Raw genomic sequence first — 22,238 nt, forward strand, 5'->3', positions numbered from 1 at the left:
CCACCTAATCTGCGCTAAAGACCACTCAAAAAGACCCAAACCGCCACCTAGGGCCCCAAAACCGGCCATAGTCTCCTTTTTGGTTGCACACGGCGCTTGTTTTGGGGGAGCGCTTCCGTCCCTTGCCGATGCACTGCCTTGGACCCAGCCGGCCAACGAACCGGCCCCTCGTGAAAGGAACCTTTCTTATGAAAAAGACCAGCACCGGACGCAAGCGCGCCTTCCTCACTGGAGGTGCCCTGCTGGGCGTGACAGCACTGCTGACTGCCGCTGCGTTCACCGACTTCGCCAACCTCAACATCGGCAACGGCACCGATGACTCCGGTCTTGGCGGCAACAACCGCTTCAACATCCAGGTGATTGGCACCGACGACAAGGGCCTGCCCGTAGCGGGAACGTGGCAGGAGGCCAATACGGCGGCTGGCGTGAACATCAAGGTTCCGGGCGCGGACCTCATCACGCCGGGAGACACCGTCTCGGTGGACATTCCGTTCCGCAACGAAAGCCCGGCCCTTAGCGCAGCGATCAACTTCTCGCTGAAGGATCGTGCGGGCAAAACGTCAAGTCCCGCTTTGGCAGCAGCGCTTCGTTACACCATCACCCTTAACGGTGTTGCGATCGCAACCAATGTGACTCAGGCTGCCGTCTCGGCGCTGAACCTGGGCACCTTCGTCCACGGTGCTGACGCCGTCCTCGGCGTCAGCATCAGCCTCCCGGACCAGGGCAGTGCTGAGGCCAACAACGCCCTGCAGGGACAGGTCTCCTACGTACAGGCCCACTTCGACGCAACGTCCGTAAAGCCGTAGTCGATGCGGGGCTGGCGGGATCTTTGGGGGACCCGCCAGCCCCGGTCTCTATCACGGAACACCCGGACCATGAAGGACACAGTATGAGGAATCATCGCCGCGGACGACTGCGGTTATTGCTTGCAACCGGATCCCTGGTTGCGGCGGGGGCCCTGATCACCGCGGCCTCCTTCACCGACTATGCCGACGTTGATGTGGCATTCGACGGTTCCCGCAACACTTTTGACATTGTGACGGCAGGGAAGACCGATCCTTCATGGCTGCCTACGCAGGCAGACTGGGAACAGGCAAATCCCCGTGCGCTGCGTATTGCCCTGACTCAGGACGGGAGCGGCTACACCATGGCTCCAGGAAGCGTCCTGGACCTGAGGATCGCCGCCAAGAACAACAGCCCGCGGCTCTCGGGAATCCTGAGCCTGAATCTGGTGGATCCGCTTCCGCGTGGCGCGGAAACCAACCCGCAGACGGGCACCTACGTCGAGCTATTCGACCAACTCGTGTTCACCGTGGCGGATCAGGGTGTCGTGCTTCTCGACCACGTTCCCGCAGACCGGCTCAGCACACTCACCTGGCCGAAGCCTTTGGCTGCCGGCGAATACAAGCTTTTGGACGTCCGCATTGAACTGCCCCAGACCGTCGATAACCGTTGGCAGATGGCCTCAACCGATGTCCAGTTCAACTTTGAGGCGGTGACCCCATGAGGCACGGAACACTAAAGGGCAGCGGACGGAAGCGTCTCGCCCTGGCCTCCGGCGCGCTGGTCCTGGCCATCGGCGCGGGGGCAACCGCAGCGGCCTTCACGGACGTTGCCCGGCTTAATCTCGGAACCGGTGCCCCCGGTTCTGGTATCGGCAATCCCCAGCGGTTCGACATCGCAGTGAAGGACAGTACCGGCATACTGCGAGACGCCGAAACACCGCAAGCGGCAGTGGTACTTCCGCTATCGGCTGGAACCGCCTTCTCCGAGACCACGCCGGTGCAATTCGACGTAACCGTCGCGAACCGGCAACCAGGGATCACCGGAGACTTGGCCGTCTCCCTCTACGATCCCGATCCCGTGAATCAGGATCTTTTCGGCCGGCTGCTGTTCACGGTCTATCTTGACGGAGCGGCCACGCCAGCAGTAGCCAATGCTTCAGCGGACCAAGTCAACCAGGCGGGCTTGGCTTTCCGGGGCGTCGCTCCCGGCCAGGAGCACCGCATCAGCCTGTCGGCAATTCTTCCAGCCAACAGCGGCACCCAAGTGATCGGTAAATCCACGCAGCTCGGCGTCCTCACCAATGGAGAAAGCAAATGATCGCGCTTCGCAGCGGCCGCGCGTTGGTCATCCTCTTGACAGCATTATTTATGGCGCTGGTACAGGCAGCTGGTGCATCGGCAACACCAGCCGACCTCATCGAATCAACGCCCACTTCCGTGGCGATTGATGCTCCTGCACCAGGGGAGACACAGAGTTGGAATATGTCGGTGAGGAGTGTTGTGGACTCACCTTTGCCCCTCGGGCTGGAGATCAGCGGACAGTCTGATGTCCTTTTCTCGGGCCCGACGCCGATCGAGCTCACGGTGAAAACCTCCGACGGCGCCACCGTGGTTGATCGGGTACCGATAGGAGCGGTTCTCGGCCGGTCGCTGGCGTTGCCGGAGCTCCAGGGCGGGCCCTCCTACAACCTCACCGGCACTGTCACCCTGCCGCGGGCGGCCGGCAACGCCTACCAAGGCGCAGGCGGCATGCTGAAGTTCCGATTCGTCTCGATGGCCGATCGGCCTGTCGTCGCTCCCGTCGACCCGGTGCCGGACAAGCCGGCTGCCGGTCCTGGTCTCGCTTACACCGGCCTGAACAACTTGCTTCCTGTGGCTGCCACGGCAGCGGTCCTGCTTGCTGTTGGCGCTGGTTTCCTCCTCATTCGTCGAAAGAACCCCGCTCATGAGTAAGCCACCAATGATTCCGCGCCGGACCTACCTGGCTGCTGCAGGCCTGCTGGGGCTGGCAGCGTCTGTCGGTGCTGCACAGCTGCCAACAGCAACCAGTGCAGCGTACAAAGACCGCACGCATGCCCGTTCCGCGGCAATTCCTGTGAACGCAGGGCCTCCGTTGATGGCAGGTATCGCGAACGCACGCATGGTCGACACCGGGCTGGGCGTCGGAAATGACGGAAATGTGTATGTCTGGGGCCTCACGTACTACGAAATCAACGGTGATGTCCCCACCTCTGGATGGCAGAAACCGCCACAGAAGGTGGCGGGCATCCCGGAAGGCGCCGCGCGTCAGGTGACCGGTCAGATCTACAACGCCAACGCGCTTGACAAGGACGGCACTGTATGGGGCTGGGGATCAATTAACAATCGGGACGGTACAGACGCCGCGAAGCCCAACGGGAACGCCAAGCAAGTCCGTATCAACAGCGCTTGGAACGGTGCGGGCGTGGTTCTGGATAAGATCACCAAGATCTCGTCCACGGAGTACGCCGGCGCCGGCATTCGCAGCGATGGCACCATATGGCACTGGGGCTTTCCAACCGGGTATGGCGGAAACGCCGCGGCCGGCGCAAGCCAACTGATCGGACTTCCTGACCCCTCTGTTCCGGGCAACCGCCCTGCCTACCTGAAGGGCGCCTACACCAACTTCTTCGTGATCCTGGAGAACGGGGAAGTGTACTACTGGGGTGGCGGCGGCGGGAATAGTCTGCCGTCACTCATGCCCAACGTCGATGCCAGTCCGCGCCTCGTCAGTGCACTCGCCCCCTGGTTCCGCCGCAACGTCTCGTCAGGTGCGCCGTTTATCGTGGCGGTCGACGGCGGTATCGGCATGGGTGCGGCGCTCCTGTCCAATGGCCAGGTAGTCAGTTGGGGATCGGACTACACACGAACCGGCAGGGGATCGACCCCGACGCCTCGTGAACCCGGGCTGGTCCCGGCTCTCTCCAACATCACATCTATGCAGTTCGGGTTCACTGGCGTTGCCATGATGAACAACGTCGGAGAGCTCTGGGGCTACGGAGCAAGCGATGACTATGGGCGGTTCCCGCAGGCCCCAACGCGAATCGATACCAATGTGGTCCAGTACGGATCGGGCCAGGGCTTCTACCTCTGGCAGAAATCTGACGGGACGTTCTGGGGCAGGGGCTACAACCCGCAGGGATCAATCGGATTGCCCACTGGACAAATCAACACAACCCGCCAGGTCTCGTGGAACCTCGGAATGGTGGCGAAATGAGGAAGCTGACAATGACTCGAATCCAGCAGCGATGGGCCGTTCCGCGTACAGGTCGAATCAGGCTGGTCCTCACCGCAGGAGTTCTCCTTGCAGCCACCATGGCCGGCACTAGTGCAGCCATGACTGACTTCGCACGGCTGAACATTATCGGCGACAGCCTGATCGAGTCCCCGGAGTTTGATATCGGGGTCGTGCGGGACAACGGCACCGTGGAACAGGCTGACACCGCTGCTGGCTTTGATTGGGCTGTGGCGGGAGCGGCTGCCCTGGTACCTGGCAAGTCAGTGGCAACCACCATCCCTGTCTTCAACAACACGTCGAACCTCAAAGCGGACACTACTTTCAAGATTGTTCTTCGGAACGGCGACGGGACAGTTGCAGCGGGAATTCCGAACATCCTGCCCTTCCTGCGTTTCACCGCAACGGATGAGGGTGGCAAGGCCATCTTCTCCAATGTCCCGTGGGATCAGGCGAAAGGGGCCCTCGGGGTGCTGGAGCCCCGATGGGGTGCGGTCCTTAACCAGGGCGACAGATACACTCGCGCGGCAGATGGGGCTGAGAAGAAACTGAACCTGACCATTACGTATCTGGATGCTCCCGGCGTCGAGAATTACAACGGTGGGCAGGCTGCTATCGCGGTGCACTTCGACGCAACATCGGTGGCTCCGTGAGCCTCCCGCCTGAATTCTGGAAGGAGGACTTGGAGGACGACGCTACTGAAAAAGCCACTCGGCCCCAACTGCATCCTGCGGTGCGGATCTACGCCTTCCTCCGTTCCGGGATCTTGTCGCTGGGTGCCGTGGTCGGCGTCGCATGTATCGCTGCTTTCGCGGTGTCGCTTCTCTTCGGTGTGCGTCCGCTTGTGGTCGTCTCGGGATCGATGGAACCCACAATCCCCGTTGGCTCAGTGGTCTTCTCCGCCCAGGTCTCCGCAGGTGAACTCAAGGAGGGTTCGATTGCGACGGTCGAACGGCCGCGTAACCTCGGGCTGGTTACACACCGCGTGGTCAAGTCCGTCGAGCCAGCGTCCGGGGTCTATGAGCTGACACTCAAGGGCGACGCCAACGCCCAAGAAGATCCCGAACCCTACACTGTGCAAACCGCCGGCAAATATGTGTGGCACATCGTCGGCCTCGGCTACCTTGCCAGCTTCCTTCAGTCCCAAGACGGAATGATCTTTGCCCTTGCTGCCGGCTTGCTTGTCCTCGCCCTGTTCGTTCTTGATCCGGTGCGATCGAAGGGTGGACAAAAGGCTCGCGACGGAGCGACCCATGGAAAGCATTCCTGACTGGATTGCCAGATCGCGGAGTACCCTCGGCCACGGGAGGCGACGCATGGTCACTTCCGTCACAGATCGGTCTTCGATTGCGTTGGTCCAATACGCGGACAGGTCGTTGGCCTCGTGCGGTGACACCATCTTCTTCACCGCGTGGATTCTGAACAACTCCGAAGAGACGCTCGCAGATGTGTCCCTGATGCACGGTTTCCTGACCGACGCAGTCTCGGGGAAACTGTCGTACGCAACTGTGCCGGTCTCCGAGGACTTGCGAATCCCTTCCTTGTCGCCCGGGAAGAGCGCGAAGTTTGGTTTCACCTATGTGGTCACGTATACGGATGTAGCCGAGGGAGGGAAGATTGTGAGCGCCATGCAAGTCAGGGCGAGGTCTAATTCCGGGAATCACCGCGATGAATGCGACGCAACTGTCCGTTTCAAGTTTTGAATAGCCGAAATTTCACTAAGGAATCCTAAGCAACCTTCTAACCGCACGCATTAATGGCTCGGATCTACGCAGGGAATGAGCAGGGTTCCCCGGTCCGGCAGCATGCGAGCACCTAATTGCAGGATTACACCACTCATTTCCGGTGACATGACCACTTAGCCGTCTTTTTTGGCCATAGCGTTTTTGCTGAGGACCCCAGTGTCCTTGAAGGAGTGCCCCGCTATTTCCCCCCGGAACGTGGGGCACGGGCTAAGCCTGTCGACTGAGACCCGGCAGGCATGCGGCCGGTCACCTGCTGGTGGCCGGCCGCACCTTGTCCGGTCACATAGGCATTGCAAACGGCCAGACCCTTGCATCGTTGTGCCTCTGGGCTTCAATGTGGCATCACGTGAAATGAGGAGTTCCAGGTGTTCAAGGAAGAAACCCGCCGTGCGCTTGAATACGCGGCCCGAGGCATCAGTGTGCGCATCGTAGGGGGAGTAGGAAGCGGCCGCTCCACCGTGGCCCAAACGATCATCACAGAACTTGAAAAGACCGGTGCTGAGGTCTACCCACTCTTCGGCGCACGGCTCCTCCAAAAAAGTCCATTGGCGGGTGTCGGGCACCTTGGATTGGATATGCGCGCCCGGCTCAACGGACCTCTGGGCATAGCGGATGTACTGTCGGAAAGACTTGCCCAGCGGGGCACAAAAGTCATTGTTGTTGACGATATCGATTTGCTCGACAACGAATCACTCGCGATCGTAGACATCGTTCAAAAGCGGACCCAGCGGCCGTTGGTGATGACTATGGGCGACTCCAGCCTCTATTCGCGTTCGGACGTGTTCACTCCCGACCGTTGGCCGGAGGCGCAGATCCGGCTAAACCCCCTTCGCTACGACCAAGTGGACAAACTTGTCACAGATACCCTGGCAGCGCCGCCTGATGTCGATTCCACTGCGCACATCCTGATGAAGTCTGCCGGCAACCCGCGGCTTGTGGTCAGGCTCGTCCAAAGCGCGGTCCTGAGCAGGCTCCTCGTCCTCTCCGATGGAAAATGGCGCATGGCCGGTCATACGCTCTGGAACGAGCATCTCAACAGCACCGTGGAGTCCTTCCCGTACGGCCTCGGACCGGACGAACTAACGGCGTTGCACACCCTGTCACTGTTGGGAACCAGGCCCATGGAGTGCCTGCGGCAGACCATGGACCCTGACGTTCTGGACAGCCTCGAGCGGCGTGGTCTGATTGCGGTCATGGAAGACGCCAACAAAGACGTCTGTGTGGCTGTAAGTCCTCCTGTCATTGTCGATTACTTCTTGGACCACCACGTCCTTTCCTCGCGCAGGGTGCTTGTCGACCGCATTGCGCGGGTGGTGGACTCCCCACTGCAGCGAGCCCCAGCAAGTGGCCAACTAGCCCCACAGCTTGCCGGGATGGTCGATGAGCTAACACGGGAAGCCGGCACCGGGGGTGCAGCCGCAGCGCAGCATTTCCAGGACCAGCTTCAAGTGCTCGAGGAAGCCCATTATGCGGTGTGGAAGGCCGAGAAAACCCTGTCCAACGCGGCTGAGTTCCTCAAGTTCTACTGGGGCGGACCGATCGACCCCGAACGCATCGAGGAAGTATTCAACAACACCGAGACAGTGGGTTCTGACCCGGCTGAGTGCTTCTTCTTCACGATGACACGTGCCCTCTGGGCCATCGCTTCTGGCGCTGGCCTTTCGGCCGCCACCGGCATGATCTGCGAGTTCGGAAGAACACACCCTGATTGGCAGGCTGAAGCAGAAGGGTTCGCAGCGTTTCTGAACGCGTCCTATGACCGCATGCCGCCCAACCTGGACGAGATATTGAGCGGACTGACGAGCAGCCAACACACGAGCGGCGTCTTGCCCGTCATCCGCGGGATGCTGGAGCTCTACCGTTTTGACGCCCAGGCAGCACTCGTCGCCCTTGATTCGGCGGAAGGATTTGACCTGGTGGCCAACGTTGAGCCGTTCGTTCGCGGACTTGCCCTCCTGGTTGCCGGGCGTTCGGATGAAGCACTGAATTTTTCCCTGGTGCAGCGCGCCACCGCCCAGCAGTCATTGAACCAGTTCGGGTTCGTGGCGAGCAGCTACGTCGCCGCGCTCGCACTGATGCGGAGAGGGTTCAGCGTGGAGGCTCATTACATGATGAGCAGCGTTTTCGCGTTGGGACGTCCCGGCTTCTTGGTCAACTCGCTTCACGATGCAATGCTGAGAATCGCCGGGCTTCAGGCGCCAACAGGTGCAGGACGGAAAGTCGTTTCCTTGGGAGCACAGGCACGCAAGGACGTCGCCGACGTCGGGCCTCTGCCAGGAATCGGGAAGGGCGTCTACGAGCTCTTCTCGCAGCAATACGACGACGCTGCCACCTTCGATGAAAAGGCCGTCACCCTTCTTGAACACCAACTTGACCACGGCTACATCACGGAGGCTGTCTACTCGGCCCTTTTCATGCTGTGCCTGCTTCCCGGGCAACGCGTCCTGGACAAGTTGCAAAGCCTGCTCAGCGGTGCCGGGGTCACCTCACATGACCAACTCCTGGCCATTGCCGCTGCAGCCATCGACGGCGACTACCAACTGCTGGGGATCCTCCTTGACCAATATGAACCCGACTCCGACCTCTTCTCGGTCGGCATGCTGCTCAAAGGTTCATTCAAACGTCGGCTCCTCGAACGGGACCACGATGCCGCGGGAATGATTCAGCAGATATCCCGGGCTTTCGAGGTTCGCTTCCCCTTGCCCGGACAACATCTGACACTCAGTACGTCAGTGGATGAGCCGCAGCCGCTCTCCCCCCGCGAGACGGAGATTGCGGTCCTCGCGGGCAGTCAAACCAACCCCGAGATCGCCAGCCGGCTGGGGATCAGCACCAGAACGGTCGAAAACCACATCTCCAAGGCGCTGAGGAAGTCCGGGACGTTCTCGCGCAAAGACCTCTACGAATTCGTACGCAGCTCGCGGAGTTGACCAAGCGCCGGGGAGATCCGGTTATTGCGGCCAGCACTCAGGTCGCCGGGCAAGGACCACTCAATTCCGGTGCAAATCCCACATGATTCAAGGCTTGCAGACACCCAGTGCCGACTTCGGGACCCTATTCTCGCCAAGACGCCAAGTTCCTCGAACGTGCACATGGGAGACCCTTATGACCAAACTCTTCGGCGGATTGTTCCGCCTCTTTCGTTCTTGGGGTACAGGTCCGTACATGACTTTGGACTGCCGGGACGCCAACCACGCTGCATGCGAGACGTGTAGCTGTAGTTGCCACGGCGGATCTATTACGCCCAGACCAGATGGGCATACCCATGCCCACATTTGACGGGAACGAAGTTCCCCTGGTTTCCCGTGACGTCCTCGACGCACTCGAGCAGGAGCTTGAGGACCCCGAGGCGTATGCAACGTACATTCGTCTCAACCACCGGCTGTGGCCTGTCCGGCATCAACGATTGGTGGAGGCCATCCGAGCAGGGGATGCCACCGGCGCCATGGACGCGGTGCTAAGCCTCAAGTCAGCCAGCCAAATGATCGGAGCCATGCAACTTGCGGAACTGGCCCTGACGGCAGAGCGCGCGCTGCGGGACGGACGACTTCGTGCTGCAGAAGAGCTCCTGCAAGATCTCGAGATATGTGGAACGGCCACGATGAAACAGATTAGCCGCGAATACTCCCTTGGGGCATCCAATTACCTAGACGACACCGACTGGACAGAATTGGCAGGCAAGACGGTTGAGATCCAGTCTCCGGATGGCGTCACTGACTACGGCGAAGTCGACGCCGTTACCGTGGACGGTTGCATTCTGTGGTTGAAGCTGCACGGCCCGCTGCCGCGCCGGATCGTGGAGAAGGCGGCCGGCGTCCGAGTTCGCGTCATCCGATGAACCCCCGGAGAATTCAGGCCCCCAGGGGCTATAGAGCGTTTCGCCGAAGACTGAGATCTGTCTGGAAATGGTTAAACCTTTCGGAACACACGTTCTCATCCATGCTGATTTCAGGGGTACTTTTTGCCTGCTTCCTCCTCTGGGGCGACTGGCTGCAATGGAACAACCTGGCCGCTCCCGATACGAGGCCTGCTTCATTCCTTCGCCCCCGGGCCATCTCCGACACCATCGGAATCCTTTCGGGCCTGAGCGCCGTCGCGATCGGCGTTCAGGTACTGGCGCGAACGTACCAGACGGACCCTGAGAACTCCGTGGAGGAGATCGCGCGGCGGGAATTGTTGGGATACATCGTGCTGACAGGTGCTTTTGCCAGCGTGATCACGGGCACATATGCAGCTGTTACCCAAATTGTCTCCGGCTTTCCGGACTAGCATCACTCATCGCCGTATTGGCGTTTGTTGCCAGCAACTGTGTGGTCACAGTGGATGCCGCGGCACGAATTCGCCTTCAAGGCAAGGTCGCCGTCGAACAGCAGATCATTCGTGCACGCCGGAACCTTTCGCATTTCCGGCGGCAGCGGCTGCCTCAGGCAAATCGGAAAATCAAATGTCGAGTTGCGTGGGTGGCCTGGCAACTGACCAGCTGTGCGGTGCCGGGGATGGTGCTCACCGCGATCGCAGTGGGAAGGCCACTGTCACCGGGCCAGACATTGGCCATCGCCGGGATGGTCCTCGCGGCTACGGCCATCGTATTCGCAGCATTCATTTGGCTCACTCGCGAATTCCGGAAACCTGACGTTTCGGACCGGCTCAGTGCCGCACTGATAGCCCTGATGGGGATCACCCTCGTCTTGTTGCTGTGCCTGACCGTCGTGGTGAAATCTGAGGTGGGTGGTGCAGCTGTGCTCGCTGTTAGCACGACGCCGATAGTGGCCGGGTGGATCAGTCTCCAGGGCAAGTGGGACATTGCGGGGTTACTTCCTACAGGCCGGCGGCTCTTCCCGGCCACGCAGTAACGAGCCGCGGCCTTCTGAATGCACAATATTGCTCCCAGCCGCCCCTAGGTGGTTCCACGGACCAGATTGAGTGGCCGAAACCTCTGAATTAGGTGGTAGCAGGCACGGTGCTGTGCCCCGCAGGGCTTTTCGTACGGGTCCAGTTCATGCTGGACAAGGAGACTGCCAGAATCGAGGCGAGGATCAGCGCAGATGCGGGCGCGGCGACGGCCCAGGGCGCACGTTCAACGTAGTTAATTCCCTCGGCAAGGACAAGACCCCATTCTGGGGTGGGCTGGTGTGCGCCCAATCCAAGGAAACCCAGCGACGCAAGCGCCAACGCCGTTCCGGGTATCCGAAGCATTGCATGCCGAAACACTGGCCCCAGGACCGCCGGCAGGACATAGCGCCAAAGGACCCGGCCCCGCCCGACGCCTAAGACCGGAAGGATCCCCACATACGGCTTGGCCCTGGCCTCTTGCACCAAGGCCGCCGTGTGCGCCGCCAAAGGTGCCCAGCTCACCAGGGTGACCGCCAGGGCCGCACCATGTGCCGACGGACCGGTGATTACAGCGACAACCAGGCCAGCGAGAATCGGCGGGGCGGCATTGGTAACCTCCAGGGGTCCTGTTGCCGCGAGCGGGAAGAGCCCAATGAGGACTCCGATGGCCAGGCAGGTGAGGACCACCAGCAGCGATGTTCCCAAGGTGGACAATGCGCCGTGTCCCACCCGGGCGAGGAGATCCCGTCCGCTGGCGTCCGCGCCAAACGGCAACGCCAGGCTCGGGCCAGCAAGCCTTGCATGGTTCGAGGTGAAAGGATCCCGCAGTAGTCCGGCGCCTACGATGAGGAGCAGCGCCCCGGCCGCAACGAGCGGCACAGCCGCATCCCGTCGTCGTGAATTCCGTGGAGCGTCCGGGACGGGCATCGTCCCGGACCGGAGGGAAGCTCCTATCAGCAGCTGCCGCACTATGGCCGCGATGGAGCCGAAAACAACTGCCAGAAGCAGGAGAGCCAGCACTCCTGCCTGCAGCGCCGGGATGTCCTGGGCGCTTGCCGCCCCCAAAACGGCACGGCCAAGCCCTGGTATTGCGAACACCTTTTCCACGGCCACCGCGCCGCCTGTGAGGCCGATAAGGACAAGGCCAATCTGGCTCATCACGGAGGGCGTTGCGCGGCGAAGCACAGCGGAGGTGAGCTTGCCCCGACCGGCACCTGCCATAGCCCAGGTGCCCACCCATTTTTCGGCGAACGCCAAGGTGATGGCATCGGACAGCAGGCGACCGATCAGTCCACCTGCCGGAAGGCCCAGGGAAAGTGCAGGAAGCACCGCATAGTGCAGCCCTTCCCAGCCGTAAGGCGGGAACCATTTCAACCAGATGGCACCAACCACGAGCAGCATGGCGGCCAGCAGGAACTCCGGGAGTGCGGTCAGCGCCGCGGCAACCGCGCCGGCTCCATTCCCAGGAGTGCCCCTGAGGCCTCGGAACACCGAAGGGATGCACAGCAGCGCCGCGACAACGCCCGCCACCAGAACAGCGCAGGTCATCAGGGTCAGGGAAACACCGAGGCTCTGGAGTGTTCCGGGACCGACCGGGGTGTTGGTAATCCAAGACGTTCCCAGGTTGCCTTGCATGAGCCCTCCGGCCCACGTCAGGAGAATGTGCAGTGGTCCCCGGTCGAGCCCCAGCTCCGCGCGGATCATTCCCAGCGTTTCTTCCGTCGCTTCCCGGTCCGCGTAGCGTGCGCGCAGAATGGTGTATTCGGGGCCCTGCCCTGAAAGCCACGGGAGGAGCCCGATCAGGGCGAGAACTGCGACAAGTGCCAGGGCCCGCGAGAGCGCGGTCTTGATCAACGCGGAGCGGGGCATTTACTTCGAGATTCCTGTCCTGCTGGTGATCAAAGCGCGTTCGCGCGGGTCCCGTTCAACGTCGCGGATCCTGGCAGACTCACCCTGGATGACCCGTTCGTGCAGCAGCGGCACCGCAGCATCATTGGCCAGGATCAGCGCCTCGGCCGCCGCGATGGCAGCCCGCCGCTCAGGTCCGGCGGGGACGGCCGCCGCCTTTGTCAGCGCCGCATCGACGTCGGCATCGCAGAATTGGGAGATGTTGAAGGAACCTTTGCACGCGAAATCGCTGAACATGTAGGCCACAGGGTCACCTGAGTCCAGCACCGTGGCGCGGGAGAGGATGAAGGCGTCGAACTTGCCGGCGATGGCGTCCGCTTCGATGTGCTGGTATTCGCGAACGTCCTGTTCGACGATGAAGCCTGCGGCCTCGAGCTGTTGTTCAAGCTGGACGGCGACTTCGGGGAGTTCGGCCCGGTCGGTGAAGGTGCCCAGCTTGATGCGGATACCGTTGGCGGGGCCGGCCGAGGCTCGCTTCTTCAGCGCCTCGGCATAGGAAGCGTTCTTGCGTTCTTCGGCTGCCCAGGGGAGGGCCGGTCCGAGGAGCCCTTCAGCAAGGTCCGCCCGGCCTTCATAGACACGCTCGATGATTTGGGCACGCTCAATGGCCTCGCGTGCTGCAGCCCTGACCGCGGGATCCGCGAACGGTCCGGCTTCAGAATTCAAGTACAGGGTGTTCGTCCGCGGCATCGGCACCTCATGGATGAGTTGTGCGTCAATTTGCGCCACCTGTCCCACGGGGATGGCTTCGACGACGTCGGCGTTACCCGTCCTGAGTGCTGCCGCGCGGGCTGTACCATCGGGGACATATTGGACATCGACGCCGCTGCTTGCAGCCTTCTCTCCCCAATAGCCGTCGAAGCGGTTGAGGGTCGCGGAGGTGGTCCCCTCCGCGGCTGCGAGGACGTATGGCCCGGTCCCGGCATTAATGGGGCTCACTACGCCTCCGGGCTTATAGGCGGAGGCGGCAAGGATGGCCAGCTGGGGGCTCGAGAGCCGCTGCGGGATGAGCGGGTCCTCATTTTGGGTCGTGACGACCACGGCGTTCCCGCCGTCCGTCCTGACCGTCAGCTGGACGCCGTCGAGGATTCTGGGCTTGGGACTCGCGTTGGCCGCCGCCGTCAGGGAAGCTGCAACCTGCTCAGCCGTCAGGGACGTTCCATCGTGGAACTTTACGCCCGAACGAAGCTCAAACCGCCAGTTCTTGCTGTCCAACTGGTTCCAAGCCGTCGACAACGACGGCTGCGCGTCGCCAAGGGAGTCAAGCACAATCAAGGTTTCCGCGGTCTTCCAGCGCGAAAGCTTGAAAGCATCGTCACTGAGGGGAGTGAGCCCCGAACGCGGCGGCTGCAGCATTGCCACCTTGATGCGAGCATCCGCGTTTGCTCCCGGCTGGGCATTGCCTGGAGCGAAGCATCCGCTTAGGCCAGCCGCCATCACGGACGCAAGGAGTATCGTGGCGGCTGTTTTTGGGCGTGAAAGAGCCATGTTGATTGCCTGTCTTTCTTGGTAGTGGCGGTGGTTGACGCTAGGTGCGCTGAAGGTCTTGCGGGCAGGCTGGTAGAACCGGTGGTGCTGCCGGCGGAAGGAAGCGGCCAATTGTCAGTGCCGACGTCGCAGCCAAGAGAGCCAGCAGCAGCCACGGAATGGCTGCGGCCAGTGAGGACGCGGAGGCGTGTTCATAGAGCGGACCCAGGACCATGTTCCCCGCGAGGGCCGCTAGTCCTCCGCAGCTGGAGAGCAATCCGTAGAACGCGCCAGTGGGACGCCCGGCAGCGAAATCGAGCACCAGGCCCATGGCCACGGGAGCCACGCACATGTGGCCGAGCGACAGGGCCGTGACCATGACTCCGGCGGGCAGGAAGGGCACCGACTCTGGTGGAGGGACAACGGCCATGGCGGAAAGTGAGGCAAAGCCCGCAGCCTGCAGGGCAAATCCCGTGGTGAGCGCGCATCTGGCCCCGGTCCGGCGCATGAGCCGCGCGATGGGCCACTGAAGCGTAATGGTCAACACCGAGGCATAGGCAAAGATTGCTGCAAGGGCCGAAGTGCCTGCTCCACTGCGTTCCAGTTCGACCGGCAGCCCGAAATAGAGCTGGTTGTAGGCCAGGAGATTGACGCTGAAGAACGCCGCGAAAGCCAGGAACCGTTTCTCCCGTAGGCAGGACCAAACGCCCGACGCCGGTACCGCCTCCCGCTGTTGCACGGACGTGCGCGGCAAGAAGCGGTGAAAAACGACCGACATGGCTGCAAAGACGCCGGCTCCGGCCAGCAGGGCGGCGTCAAAACCGACGCCGAGAAGGAGCGCGCCAAGAAGCGGACCTGCCACGGCTCCGATTTCGCCGCAGATGACCAGGAGGGCGAACAGGTTTGGTTTGTGGGTGGTGGAGTTGTTGGTGTTGCGTTCTGCCCGCGCAACCAGGCTTTCGAGCGCCGGTGAGAACAGGGCGCCGCCTATGCCGGACACTACCGCACCGACCAGAAACAGCGGGAAATCTGACGCCGTGGCCAGCAGAAGGTAGCCGATGATCCTCACCCAGCAACCGATGATCATTCCGCGCCGTGCTCCCCACCGGTCGGCCATCGCGCCGCCAAGCAGGAACAGGCCTTGCTGCGCGAAAGTCCGGGCGCCGAGGACGACCCCGATCGCCAGCGCTCCCATACCGAAGTCTTCGCGCATGGAGACAGCAAGGAATGGAATCACCGAGTAGAAGCCGAGGTTGAAAATGAGCTGGGTGGCCAGCAGGAGCTGAGGGGCGGGTTCCTTGGGGGAGGAGGCCGCGAGGAGGGGTTTCCCGGGGAGGCGATCCGCCGCGGAGGTTTTGCCGACGACGCCGGACGCCGCCGTCGTCGTCATTTGTTGCCTGCTTTGCTACCACAGCGGGGGATCGACGCGATGAGCTCCCGCGTAGCCGGGTGCCGTGCATCGCGGAATAGTTCCGCCGTGGGGCCCTGCTCAACTATCCTTCCCCCTGAGAGGACCACCGTCCGCGAACAGAGCAGGGACACCGCGCCGAGATCGTGGGAAACGAACAAAATGCCCAGCCCGTCGCGGTTAACCAATTGTCCGAGAACAGCCAGAACCGTGTTCCTCAATGGCAGGTCAAGGCCGCTGACGGGCTCGTCCGCAAGGAGGATGCTCGGTGACGGCACCAATGCCCGGGCGATGGCCACCCGCTGGTTTTGGCCGCCGGATAATTGCCCAGGCTTGCGGCGGAGCACTCCAGGTTCCAGTTCAACCCGCTCCAGCGCACGGTTGATCATGGTGTGGTGATCCCCGGCAATGCCAAGCTGCTTCAAAGGCTCCAGCAGCAGGCGGCGAACGTCCATGCTTGGATCAAGGCTGCTTGCAGGGTTCTGCGGCACATATTGCACCAGCCTCCGGTACCACCTCAACGAACTGGCGGAGCCAGGAGCGACGGGTCTTTCATTGAAAACCACAGTGCCGGAGGCTGGCCTCTCCAAGGCAAGCAAGGAACGCAAGAGTGTCGATTTACCGGCACCGGAACTGCCCACCAAGCCGATGCTGTCGCCGGCAGAGACCGTAAGGGAAAGGTCGTGGAGGGCCGGCAGTGTCCGGCGCCGGCCGCGGAATCCATGGCCGCGATAATGGTGCGTGAGGCTGCGGGCGCTGAGTGTCGCGCTCATGCGCTCGCCTCGATGCGGTTGGCGCCGAGCCCTGCCCAGGCAGCTTCCACGAGCTGGGTGGTGTAGGAATGTTCCGGCTGTTCCAGCAGGATTTCCATGGGTGCTTCTTCCACGATCCGTCCGGCCCGTATGACCAGGGCCCGAGTGCACAAGGTTTCGGCAGCGGCGAGATCGTGCGTGATGAACAAGATCGCTTGTGCTGCAGCTGAGGGCCCTGCAAGCACGTCAAGGACCTTGGCCTGGGACACGACGTCCAGGGCCGTAGTGGGCTCATCGGCGATCAGGACCGAGCCGCGGCAAGCCAAAGCCAAGGCGATGCAGACGCGTTGCAACTGGCCCCCGGACAATTCGCCGCTGTAGCTGGACAGGATGCGTTCAGGGTCCTCGATGCCCACTGAAGTGAGTAGCTCAATTGCCCTTTCGTGCGTCGACTGGGATGAGAGCCCGGCCTTCTTCAGGGGGATTGCGAGCTGGCTGCCCAACCGCACCAAGGGGTTGAGTGCGGCGAGGGGATTTTGATGGATCGCCGAGAGCCCGCTGGCTTCGGTTGGCTTTCGGCGCAGTGGGAGGTATCGGCCGTCTATTCTCAGCGAGCCGGACACGTCCATGTTTCGCGGGAGCTGTCCCAGTAGGGCAGAGGCAGTGAGGGACTTGCCAGAACCCGAGGCACCCAACAGGGCGACCTTTTCGCCGGGTTCGATCGCGAAACTGACCCCATTGACCAAGGGCAGTCCCTGCAAGGACACCGTCAGATTCTCTACCAGCAGTGCGGGGGTCATAGTCAGGACTTTCAGGAGGGTCGATGGGGATCAGTTCATGATATCAATAATCATTCGCATTAGATTCCTGTTCCGGTGGGGAAGGACAATCTGATTGCCCCACTCGGTCGGGTACCCACAGCAAGGAGTAAACAATGAAGATGAAATCACCATGATGTTCCATCGTGAGTCGCTTGAAGGACTGAAAGCCAAGCTTGACGCCGTCGACGCTGAGATCGCCTCGCACTCGCTGTCATCTGACCGGGTGAAGGCCGCGCAGGCTATCGTCGAGGCGCGGGAGAACAAGGACACCGAGGAGGTGTCCCGAGAGCTGGCAGACCAGAATCTGCCCAGCTTGGAAGAACTCGGGAAGATTCAGGTCAATGGCACTGTCAGCTGGTGGAAACTGCAACGCAAGAGGAACAACCTCGTGAAAAAGATCGACCGCTCGAAGAGATAGCCGAACCGGCGTCGGCTCGCAGGCACCCGCTCTCTGGATACAACGGAGCGGGTGCCTGCGTGCTGCGGAGGGTCCACGATGCCGTCGAAACACACTCAGGTATCCATTTCGGCCCGCCTGAAAATGAAGGAATGGTTTAAGGACAATCCCTCCGGGACGGTGTGGGAAACGAGGACTATTACCTTGGACCCTGCCCACTCGTTCAGTTCGCCTATGAGGGCCTCAATACCTTGGGCGTCCATGCCGTTGAAGGGCTCGTCGATGGCAACAACAGGGGTATCTGCGACTGTGCACATGAGAAGCCATAGCTTGCGAAGGTTTCCCGTGGACAAGGACGCTGCGGGCTGTTCAGACCAGTCATGCAGCCCGTATTTTTCGACCCGGTCCCGGCTGGCCTTCGGGTCTGTCCGCCGGCTGCGGGCGGCGAAGGTCAAATGGTCCTGGACGGTCATGGAAGGGTACACCGCCGGCGTCGTTCGGCACACGCTGCGCAGGCGCCTTGCCTGGGGAGAAGCGGCGTCAACCCCGCACAGCCGGACGCTGCCCTGCCAAGGCCGCAGGAAGCCGCTGAGAAGTTCAAGCAGCGTTGATTTACCACTGCCGTTACTGCCAGCGACCCGGTACAGCCCGGGCGCGTTCATGGAGAGACTGAGTCCGTGCAGGATCGGAGCATCCTGCCGATAGCCGGCCATTACGCCGTCGAGCTCGATCGAAGCTTCAATAGGTGCGTGCGCAGGCATGCGGCGGCTCCCAGAGTTAAGAGGATGGAGTAGCCCAACAACAGCAGGGTGCCGTATTCGGGGCTGAGGACAAGGATGAGCGAGCACGGAGAAACCAGCAGCAGCGTGAAAAGTGCGTCCATTACGTCATTGGATTTCGTGCCGTCGGTGCTGATGGGTGGCCGGGAGAGCGTCTCGGCGATGATTCCTGAGGCTGTGACGACGATGCCCACAAAGACGGTGCCTGGAGCCGGAACGGCAAACATCAGGAATGCGCAGCAGAAGATGAAGACGCCAATAATTCCTCCGAGGAGGAGATACACCCGGATGACGGAGGCGACAACGCTTCCGGCCGAGCTGCCGTTCTCCCAGGCAAAGCGAAAATGATAGAGCTTCGCAGTGGGTCCGATCCGGTGGAGCATCGGTTCGGTGATCCCCAAGCTGAGCAGCACCGTCATGCCTACGAGGGATCGTTGCAGGTCCTGGCTGTTGAGGGATGTGGCCAGTGGCAGGACGCCGCCTGCTCCAAGAAGGAAACCTACGACAGCGATCCACGCCAAAATGATGCTGCCGACTACGGAACCTTGCTTGCTGCCCAAGAGGTCCAACAACAGGAATCTTGTGAGAGTGCCTGATTGTCTGCGGTGCATACTCAGCTGGGCGGCCAGGAGTACCCTTCTGTAGCCGAGGGCGCGCCATTTCCGGATGCTGCCCAGTAGAACCAACCCGGCCGCGGCGCAGGCGAGCAGTGACATCAGCGGCAGGTAGTCCGGGACTATCCCGACGGAAATGGCCGATGGCCCAGGCCGGGAACCCAGTACCCCGGTGACAGCTCCAAGAACGAGGCCCAGCAACAGCATCAACCCGCACGCCGGCCAACGTACACTCATTCGCCGTGCCGGGGCCGAAGCGAAGTGAAGAACCGAGTACAAGCACGCTGCGGACGACAGGATAAGGACGCTGACTGCAGCCGCAACAATATTTGAGTAGTTCGCCGTTGGCTCGAAGAAGACGGTGAGGAACAACGCTGCCGCGTAGTAGAGCACGGCCATCCGCCGGAACAGTGGTATCACGCCATACCTGACAACTACTTGCCGGAAGGGAAGTTCCAAGGACCTGAACAGCTCAAGGTGCGGTGTGCCCGAGACCGCCAGTCTCCGGCTGGAGACGATTTCGCTAAACACCATCGCGGCTGTGGAGTAAAGGATCGCGAGGAGCCCCCAAACGAGTACACCGGCCGAGTCATCACGGAACGGGCCATCGCGGAGAACTGACATTGCCGACACAAATGCGAGGCTGCCGACCACCACCAAGGCTATCGAACCGAAGGCAACGAGGACCCTGAAACTGTCCAGTGTGAGCGACAGACGCAGGGCATTGACTATCTCGAACACGCGGAAGTCGCGCAACGTCCTGTAATCGGCGAACCACTCAGAGGCAGCGGGGCCAGACGCGCCTCCAGGGCAACTGCCGACGTCAGCAGCGTTAAGTTTCGCGCTCACCAGGGTCTAGAACTTGCTCTGCGGGTTCTTCTTCTGGACGGAGTCCATGAAGGCCAGAATGCTGACGACCGCCAAGCCGAGCCCGCAGGCGACGGCAATGACCGACGTCGTATCTTGAAACGGGACCGCCAGCTCCGGGCTGAGCGCCACCGCGTTGGTCAAACCCGCGACGGCGAACACTGCGGCTTTGAGAACGAGCCACCGCAAGGCGGGGGTGAAGATGGCAGCCAACGGCATAACAACGCCAAGGAATGCGAGGATGAGGACAATGGTGGCCTTCAGAGCCGCGGGGTCGATGTTCTTGAGCCCGGTGGGAGGCGGCGCGGCCCACAACAGCGCCACAGAAATACTGGAGCAGGCGGCAACCACGAAACCTAGGATGCTGAGTAAGTGGCGGTAGTACTGGCTAATCATGAGGCTTTCAGTCCTGGAGAGTTGGGTTTGAAGGCGCTAGCCGAGGGCAAGGATCGTTGAGAGCCCGAGAGCCGAAATCACAACGAGGCACTTCCTCCCAGGCCGGAAGCTTTTCCAATGGCGGTAGAAGAGTGCCAGCGCGAGTATTGCCATAGACGGGAAATAGAACCAATATCCGGGGACTTCCCGCGGCTGGACGATGCCCAGCGCCAGGCTGAACAGGTTGACCGGAACGGTGGCGAGCACAGGGATCACAAAAAAGACGCCGACCTTGAAACGGCCACCGATGACCGCTTTGGCGGGGACCAGCCGTTTGTCGAGGAAACCGGCAAGTGAGAAGTAAAGGCACATGATCACGGCGTACACCAGGAAAAACAGGACGGTACCCACGGTCATCGAGAGGCTGAGCAGGCGATCGTCACCCAGCCCGGCCTTCACCTCCACTGGCACTTCTGCCGTGAGGTGTTGACGGACCAGGGGGAGCCGCAGGCCTATCAACACCATGAGGACGACATACGCCCCGATCCACAGCACCCGCGACGTTGAACTTACCTGGCTCCCTGCGTACGGCTCCGATCCTGTTTTCGGGGCTTGGGGTACCGGGATGACGGTCTCGGATCGCGCAGCGTTCTTCTCGTTGTTCATGGGATTCCCTTAGGTTTTCAGGTGGATCAGGACGCTCTCGATGGCCGCGCCGATGACTATCAGTGCGACGGCGATGAGCAAGGAGCCCAGGGAGCGTGCGATGGAGTCGACGAATGAGCCCACGCTCACGGGCTTGTTCTTCATCAGGCGGTCCGCCAGCCCTGCGGCTGGCTGGAGTCCGGCAGTCGTCGCCAACACCAGGCCGAAGAATTCGAACGGGACGTACCAAATCACGTCGGCGAAGAGGGTTGCCCCGCCAACGGAATTCAACCCAAGGGACAGGGTGGCCCCGACGTACAGGGCCAGGATCCCCGCTCCGATTACCGTGGTGAGCCCTAGCGTCACAACGCCCGAGTAAAGCACCAACGCAGCGCCGATATTCCGCGCCAGGATCTGGAGGAAATCCGTACCGTAAAGCGGACTGCTGCCCGGTCCCTTGGCGTCACGGACCCAAGACACATCGACCGCGACGTAACCGAAGACGGCTATGGCAGCCATGATCAAACCCGTGCTTGAGAGCAGCCCTTTCGGAATGCTCCCAAGCACGCGCGCCATTCCCGGAAGCATTGATTTAGGCGACAGCCTGTGCCCGGCCGACGCGGAAAAGGATTGCCCGGGCTGTCGCGATCAGTGCGCCCGTGATCCCGGCACCGAAGACAGCGCCGATTGCGACGAGCGCCCAGCCTCCGACCTCGATGGCCCTAACGATCTGGGATGCCGCCGCAGCTGAGATGCCCAGTGATCCCGCTATCCAAGAGACGGCGAGGCTGGCGCCAAAGATGCCAGCGACGGCGAGGGCCATTGCCGTCGCGGCCTGCAGCCCTGTCTTTTTCGTGATTGTTGATGCCACTTTCAACTCCTGTTTGTCGACGTAACCGACCAGCCGCGCAGCTGGTCCTGAAAGGTGTAGGCCGTGAATCAGCGCCCACGCCTCTCATCGTCCTGCTGAACGTGGTTGCTAGGTGGCGGATCGGTCGAAAGCCGTGTGGGAAGGGCTAAAAATGGGGCCGGAACTGCCGAATCTGGGTGTTGGGTCGACAGGACCGTGCAACGGTCCCTAAGTGCCGTCAGGGCACTGGCAACAGGATCGGCGGCGTAGTGACAGGCCCTCCGCACTGTTCGGTTCCGCCCACCCTCGTCCAGACAAGCTCTTGCTCCCGCTCTGCCAGCACTCTGCCGTCCGCGGCGTGGGCCCGCACAGTGACCTTTGCCGGATCGCCAGAGCTCACAGTGAAAACCCAGGTGTCCTGATCTTCCCGGCGGCTGTGGAACGGGGGATAGGTGACGGTTGGCTGCGGCTCGGGGGAGAACTCCGTGACCACGGTCTTCATGGGGACCGGCGTGCCCGCCGTAGGCCCCGGTTCCGAACATCGCGTCTCGTCGCACAGCTTTACATCGCTGACGGCCGCGATATTTCCTTCGATGTGCACCGTCAGGGTTCTGACATAGCCGATGGCGGGGCACGCAACCACGGTGCAGCCAGTGGCCGGCACAACCCCGACTGCCAGCGCAGCAAGCAAACCCAGGATCCCCCAATCCGATTTCATGCTGCGAGTCTACGCCCGAGC

At 61.7% G+C, this 22,238-nt stretch carries 25 protein-coding genes; 13 read left to right on the top strand and 12 right to left on the bottom strand.

Annotation, left to right across the window (positions count from 1 at the left end):
• The first annotated feature begins 188 nt into the window (after nt 1-188).
• The 12 genes from ACLKOZ_RS01730 (at nt 189) to ACLKOZ_RS01785 (ending at nt 10,636) form a co-directional block, all read left to right on the top strand.
• Complete coding sequence (locus tag ACLKOZ_RS01730) at nt 189-806, top strand: hypothetical protein (RefSeq protein ID WP_337348372.1); 618 nt, start codon at nt 189-191, stop codon at nt 804-806.
• Nucleotides 807-889: 83 nt separating this feature from the next.
• Nucleotides 890-1,507 (top strand): hypothetical protein, encoded by a 618-nt coding sequence (locus tag ACLKOZ_RS01735; protein ID WP_337348371.1) that lies wholly within the window; start codon nt 890-892, stop codon nt 1,505-1,507.
• Nucleotides 1,504-2,103 carry a SipW-dependent-type signal peptide-containing protein gene (locus ACLKOZ_RS01740; protein WP_436472400.1) on the top strand — a complete coding sequence of 200 codons (600 nt, stop codon included), beginning with the start codon at nt 1,504-1,506 and terminating at the stop codon, nt 2,101-2,103. Before ACLKOZ_RS01735 ends, ACLKOZ_RS01740 begins: the two co-directional genes overlap by 4 nt.
• Nucleotides 2,100-2,738 carry a hypothetical protein gene (locus tag ACLKOZ_RS01745; RefSeq protein WP_436472401.1) on the top strand — a complete coding sequence of 213 codons (639 nt, stop codon included), beginning with the start codon at nt 2,100-2,102 and terminating at the stop codon, nt 2,736-2,738. The genes ACLKOZ_RS01740 and ACLKOZ_RS01745 overlap by 4 nt, the downstream gene beginning before the upstream one ends.
• Complete coding sequence (locus ACLKOZ_RS01750; protein WP_436472402.1) at nt 2,731-4,020, top strand: hypothetical protein; 1,290 nt, start codon at nt 2,731-2,733, stop codon at nt 4,018-4,020. The genes ACLKOZ_RS01745 and ACLKOZ_RS01750 overlap by 8 nt, the downstream gene beginning before the upstream one ends.
• Nucleotides 4,021-4,031: 11 nt before the next feature.
• Nucleotides 4,032-4,691, top strand: coding sequence for a hypothetical protein (locus ACLKOZ_RS01755; RefSeq protein ID WP_436472403.1), 660 nt, complete (start codon nt 4,032-4,034; stop codon nt 4,689-4,691).
• Nucleotides 4,688-5,308, top strand: a complete 621-nt coding sequence (locus ACLKOZ_RS01760) for a signal peptidase I (protein ID WP_436472404.1) — start codon at nt 4,688-4,690, stop codon at nt 5,306-5,308. The genes ACLKOZ_RS01755 and ACLKOZ_RS01760 overlap by 4 nt, the downstream gene beginning before the upstream one ends.
• A gap of 46 nt (nt 5,309-5,354) precedes the next feature.
• Nucleotides 5,355-5,741, top strand: coding sequence for a DUF7507 domain-containing protein (locus ACLKOZ_RS01765; RefSeq protein WP_436472405.1), 387 nt, complete (start codon nt 5,355-5,357; stop codon nt 5,739-5,741).
• Between the two features lie 407 nt (nt 5,742-6,148).
• Nucleotides 6,149-8,713, top strand: coding sequence for a LuxR C-terminal-related transcriptional regulator (locus ACLKOZ_RS01770; protein ID WP_436472406.1), 2,565 nt, complete (start codon nt 6,149-6,151; stop codon nt 8,711-8,713).
• 335 nt (nt 8,714-9,048) lie between these two features.
• The gene (locus ACLKOZ_RS01775; protein WP_436472407.1) at nt 9,049-9,621 is read left to right on the top strand and encodes an Hpt domain-containing protein; all 573 of its coding nucleotides are present in this window, start codon (nt 9,049-9,051) and stop codon (nt 9,619-9,621) included.
• A gap of 101 nt (nt 9,622-9,722) precedes the next feature.
• Nucleotides 9,723-10,052, top strand: a complete 330-nt coding sequence (locus tag ACLKOZ_RS01780; protein WP_436472408.1) for a hypothetical protein — start codon at nt 9,723-9,725, stop codon at nt 10,050-10,052.
• A 191-nt stretch (nt 10,053-10,243) separates the two neighbouring features.
• Nucleotides 10,244-10,636: a hypothetical protein gene (locus ACLKOZ_RS01785; RefSeq protein ID WP_436472409.1), complete on the top strand. Its 393-nt coding sequence runs from the start codon at nt 10,244-10,246 to the stop codon at nt 10,634-10,636.
• Nucleotides 10,637-10,724: 88 nt separating this feature from the next.
• Here the strand turns inward: ACLKOZ_RS01785 and ACLKOZ_RS01790 are convergent, their stop codons facing one another.
• Genes ACLKOZ_RS01790 through ACLKOZ_RS01810 form a run of 5 tightly spaced genes read right to left on the bottom strand, consistent with a single transcriptional unit; the run spans nt 10,725 to nt 16,951 of the window.
• Entirely contained in the window at nt 10,725-12,485 is a 1,761-nt protein-coding gene (locus ACLKOZ_RS01790) for an ABC transporter permease subunit (RefSeq protein ID WP_436472410.1), read from the bottom strand.
• On the bottom strand, nt 12,486-14,012 hold the full coding sequence (locus tag ACLKOZ_RS01795) for an ABC transporter substrate-binding protein (protein WP_436472411.1): 1,527 nt from the start codon (nt 14,010-14,012) through the stop codon (nt 12,486-12,488).
• 40 nt (nt 14,013-14,052) lie between these two features.
• Entirely contained in the window at nt 14,053-15,381 is a 1,329-nt protein-coding gene (locus ACLKOZ_RS01800; protein WP_436472412.1) for an MFS transporter, read from the bottom strand.
• The gene (locus ACLKOZ_RS01805; RefSeq protein ID WP_436472413.1) at nt 15,378-16,172 is read right to left on the bottom strand and encodes an ABC transporter ATP-binding protein; all 795 of its coding nucleotides are present in this window, start codon (nt 16,170-16,172) and stop codon (nt 15,378-15,380) included. The genes ACLKOZ_RS01800 and ACLKOZ_RS01805 overlap by 4 nt, the downstream gene beginning before the upstream one ends.
• The gene (locus ACLKOZ_RS01810) at nt 16,169-16,951 is read right to left on the bottom strand and encodes an ABC transporter ATP-binding protein (protein WP_337350122.1); all 783 of its coding nucleotides are present in this window, start codon (nt 16,949-16,951) and stop codon (nt 16,169-16,171) included. The genes ACLKOZ_RS01805 and ACLKOZ_RS01810 overlap by 4 nt, the downstream gene beginning before the upstream one ends.
• Nucleotides 16,952-17,045: 94 nt before the next feature.
• Here ACLKOZ_RS01810 and ACLKOZ_RS01815 point away from each other — a divergent pair, with 94 nt between their 5' ends.
• Nucleotides 17,046-17,390 carry a hypothetical protein gene (locus ACLKOZ_RS01815; RefSeq protein ID WP_436472414.1) on the top strand — a complete coding sequence of 115 codons (345 nt, stop codon included), beginning with the start codon at nt 17,046-17,048 and terminating at the stop codon, nt 17,388-17,390.
• 95 nt (nt 17,391-17,485) lie between these two features.
• Here the strand turns inward: ACLKOZ_RS01815 and ACLKOZ_RS01820 are convergent, their stop codons facing one another.
• The 7 genes from ACLKOZ_RS01820 to ACLKOZ_RS01850 form a co-directional block, all read right to left on the bottom strand.
• Nucleotides 17,486-18,130 carry an ABC transporter ATP-binding protein gene (locus tag ACLKOZ_RS01820; RefSeq protein WP_436472415.1) on the bottom strand — a complete coding sequence of 215 codons (645 nt, stop codon included), beginning with the start codon at nt 18,128-18,130 and terminating at the stop codon, nt 17,486-17,488.
• Nucleotides 18,082-19,611, bottom strand: coding sequence for a hypothetical protein (locus tag ACLKOZ_RS01825; RefSeq protein ID WP_436472416.1), 1,530 nt, complete (start codon nt 19,609-19,611; stop codon nt 18,082-18,084). Before ACLKOZ_RS01825 ends, ACLKOZ_RS01820 begins: the two co-directional genes overlap by 49 nt.
• A 6-nt stretch (nt 19,612-19,617) precedes the next feature.
• Complete coding sequence (locus tag ACLKOZ_RS01830) at nt 19,618-20,025, bottom strand: hypothetical protein (RefSeq protein ID WP_436472417.1); 408 nt, start codon at nt 20,023-20,025, stop codon at nt 19,618-19,620.
• 36 nt (nt 20,026-20,061) lie between these two features.
• On the bottom strand, nt 20,062-20,670 hold the full coding sequence (locus ACLKOZ_RS01835; RefSeq protein WP_436472418.1) for a hypothetical protein: 609 nt from the start codon (nt 20,668-20,670) through the stop codon (nt 20,062-20,064).
• Nucleotides 20,671-20,679: 9 nt separating this feature from the next.
• Complete coding sequence (locus ACLKOZ_RS01840; protein WP_436472419.1) at nt 20,680-21,168, bottom strand: stage II sporulation protein M; 489 nt, start codon at nt 21,166-21,168, stop codon at nt 20,680-20,682.
• A gap of 73 nt (nt 21,169-21,241) precedes the next feature.
• On the bottom strand, nt 21,242-21,520 hold the full coding sequence (locus ACLKOZ_RS01845) for an uberolysin/carnocyclin family circular bacteriocin (protein WP_337348349.1): 279 nt from the start codon (nt 21,518-21,520) through the stop codon (nt 21,242-21,244).
• A gap of 217 nt (nt 21,521-21,737) precedes the next feature.
• Nucleotides 21,738-22,217: a hypothetical protein gene (locus tag ACLKOZ_RS01850; protein WP_337348348.1), complete on the bottom strand. Its 480-nt coding sequence runs from the start codon at nt 22,215-22,217 to the stop codon at nt 21,738-21,740.
• Nucleotides 22,218-22,238: the final 21 nt, after the last annotated feature.

It is taken from the genome of Arthrobacter sp. R4 (assembly GCF_051365025.1).
Classification (GTDB): domain Bacteria; phylum Actinomycetota; class Actinomycetes; order Actinomycetales; family Micrococcaceae; genus Arthrobacter.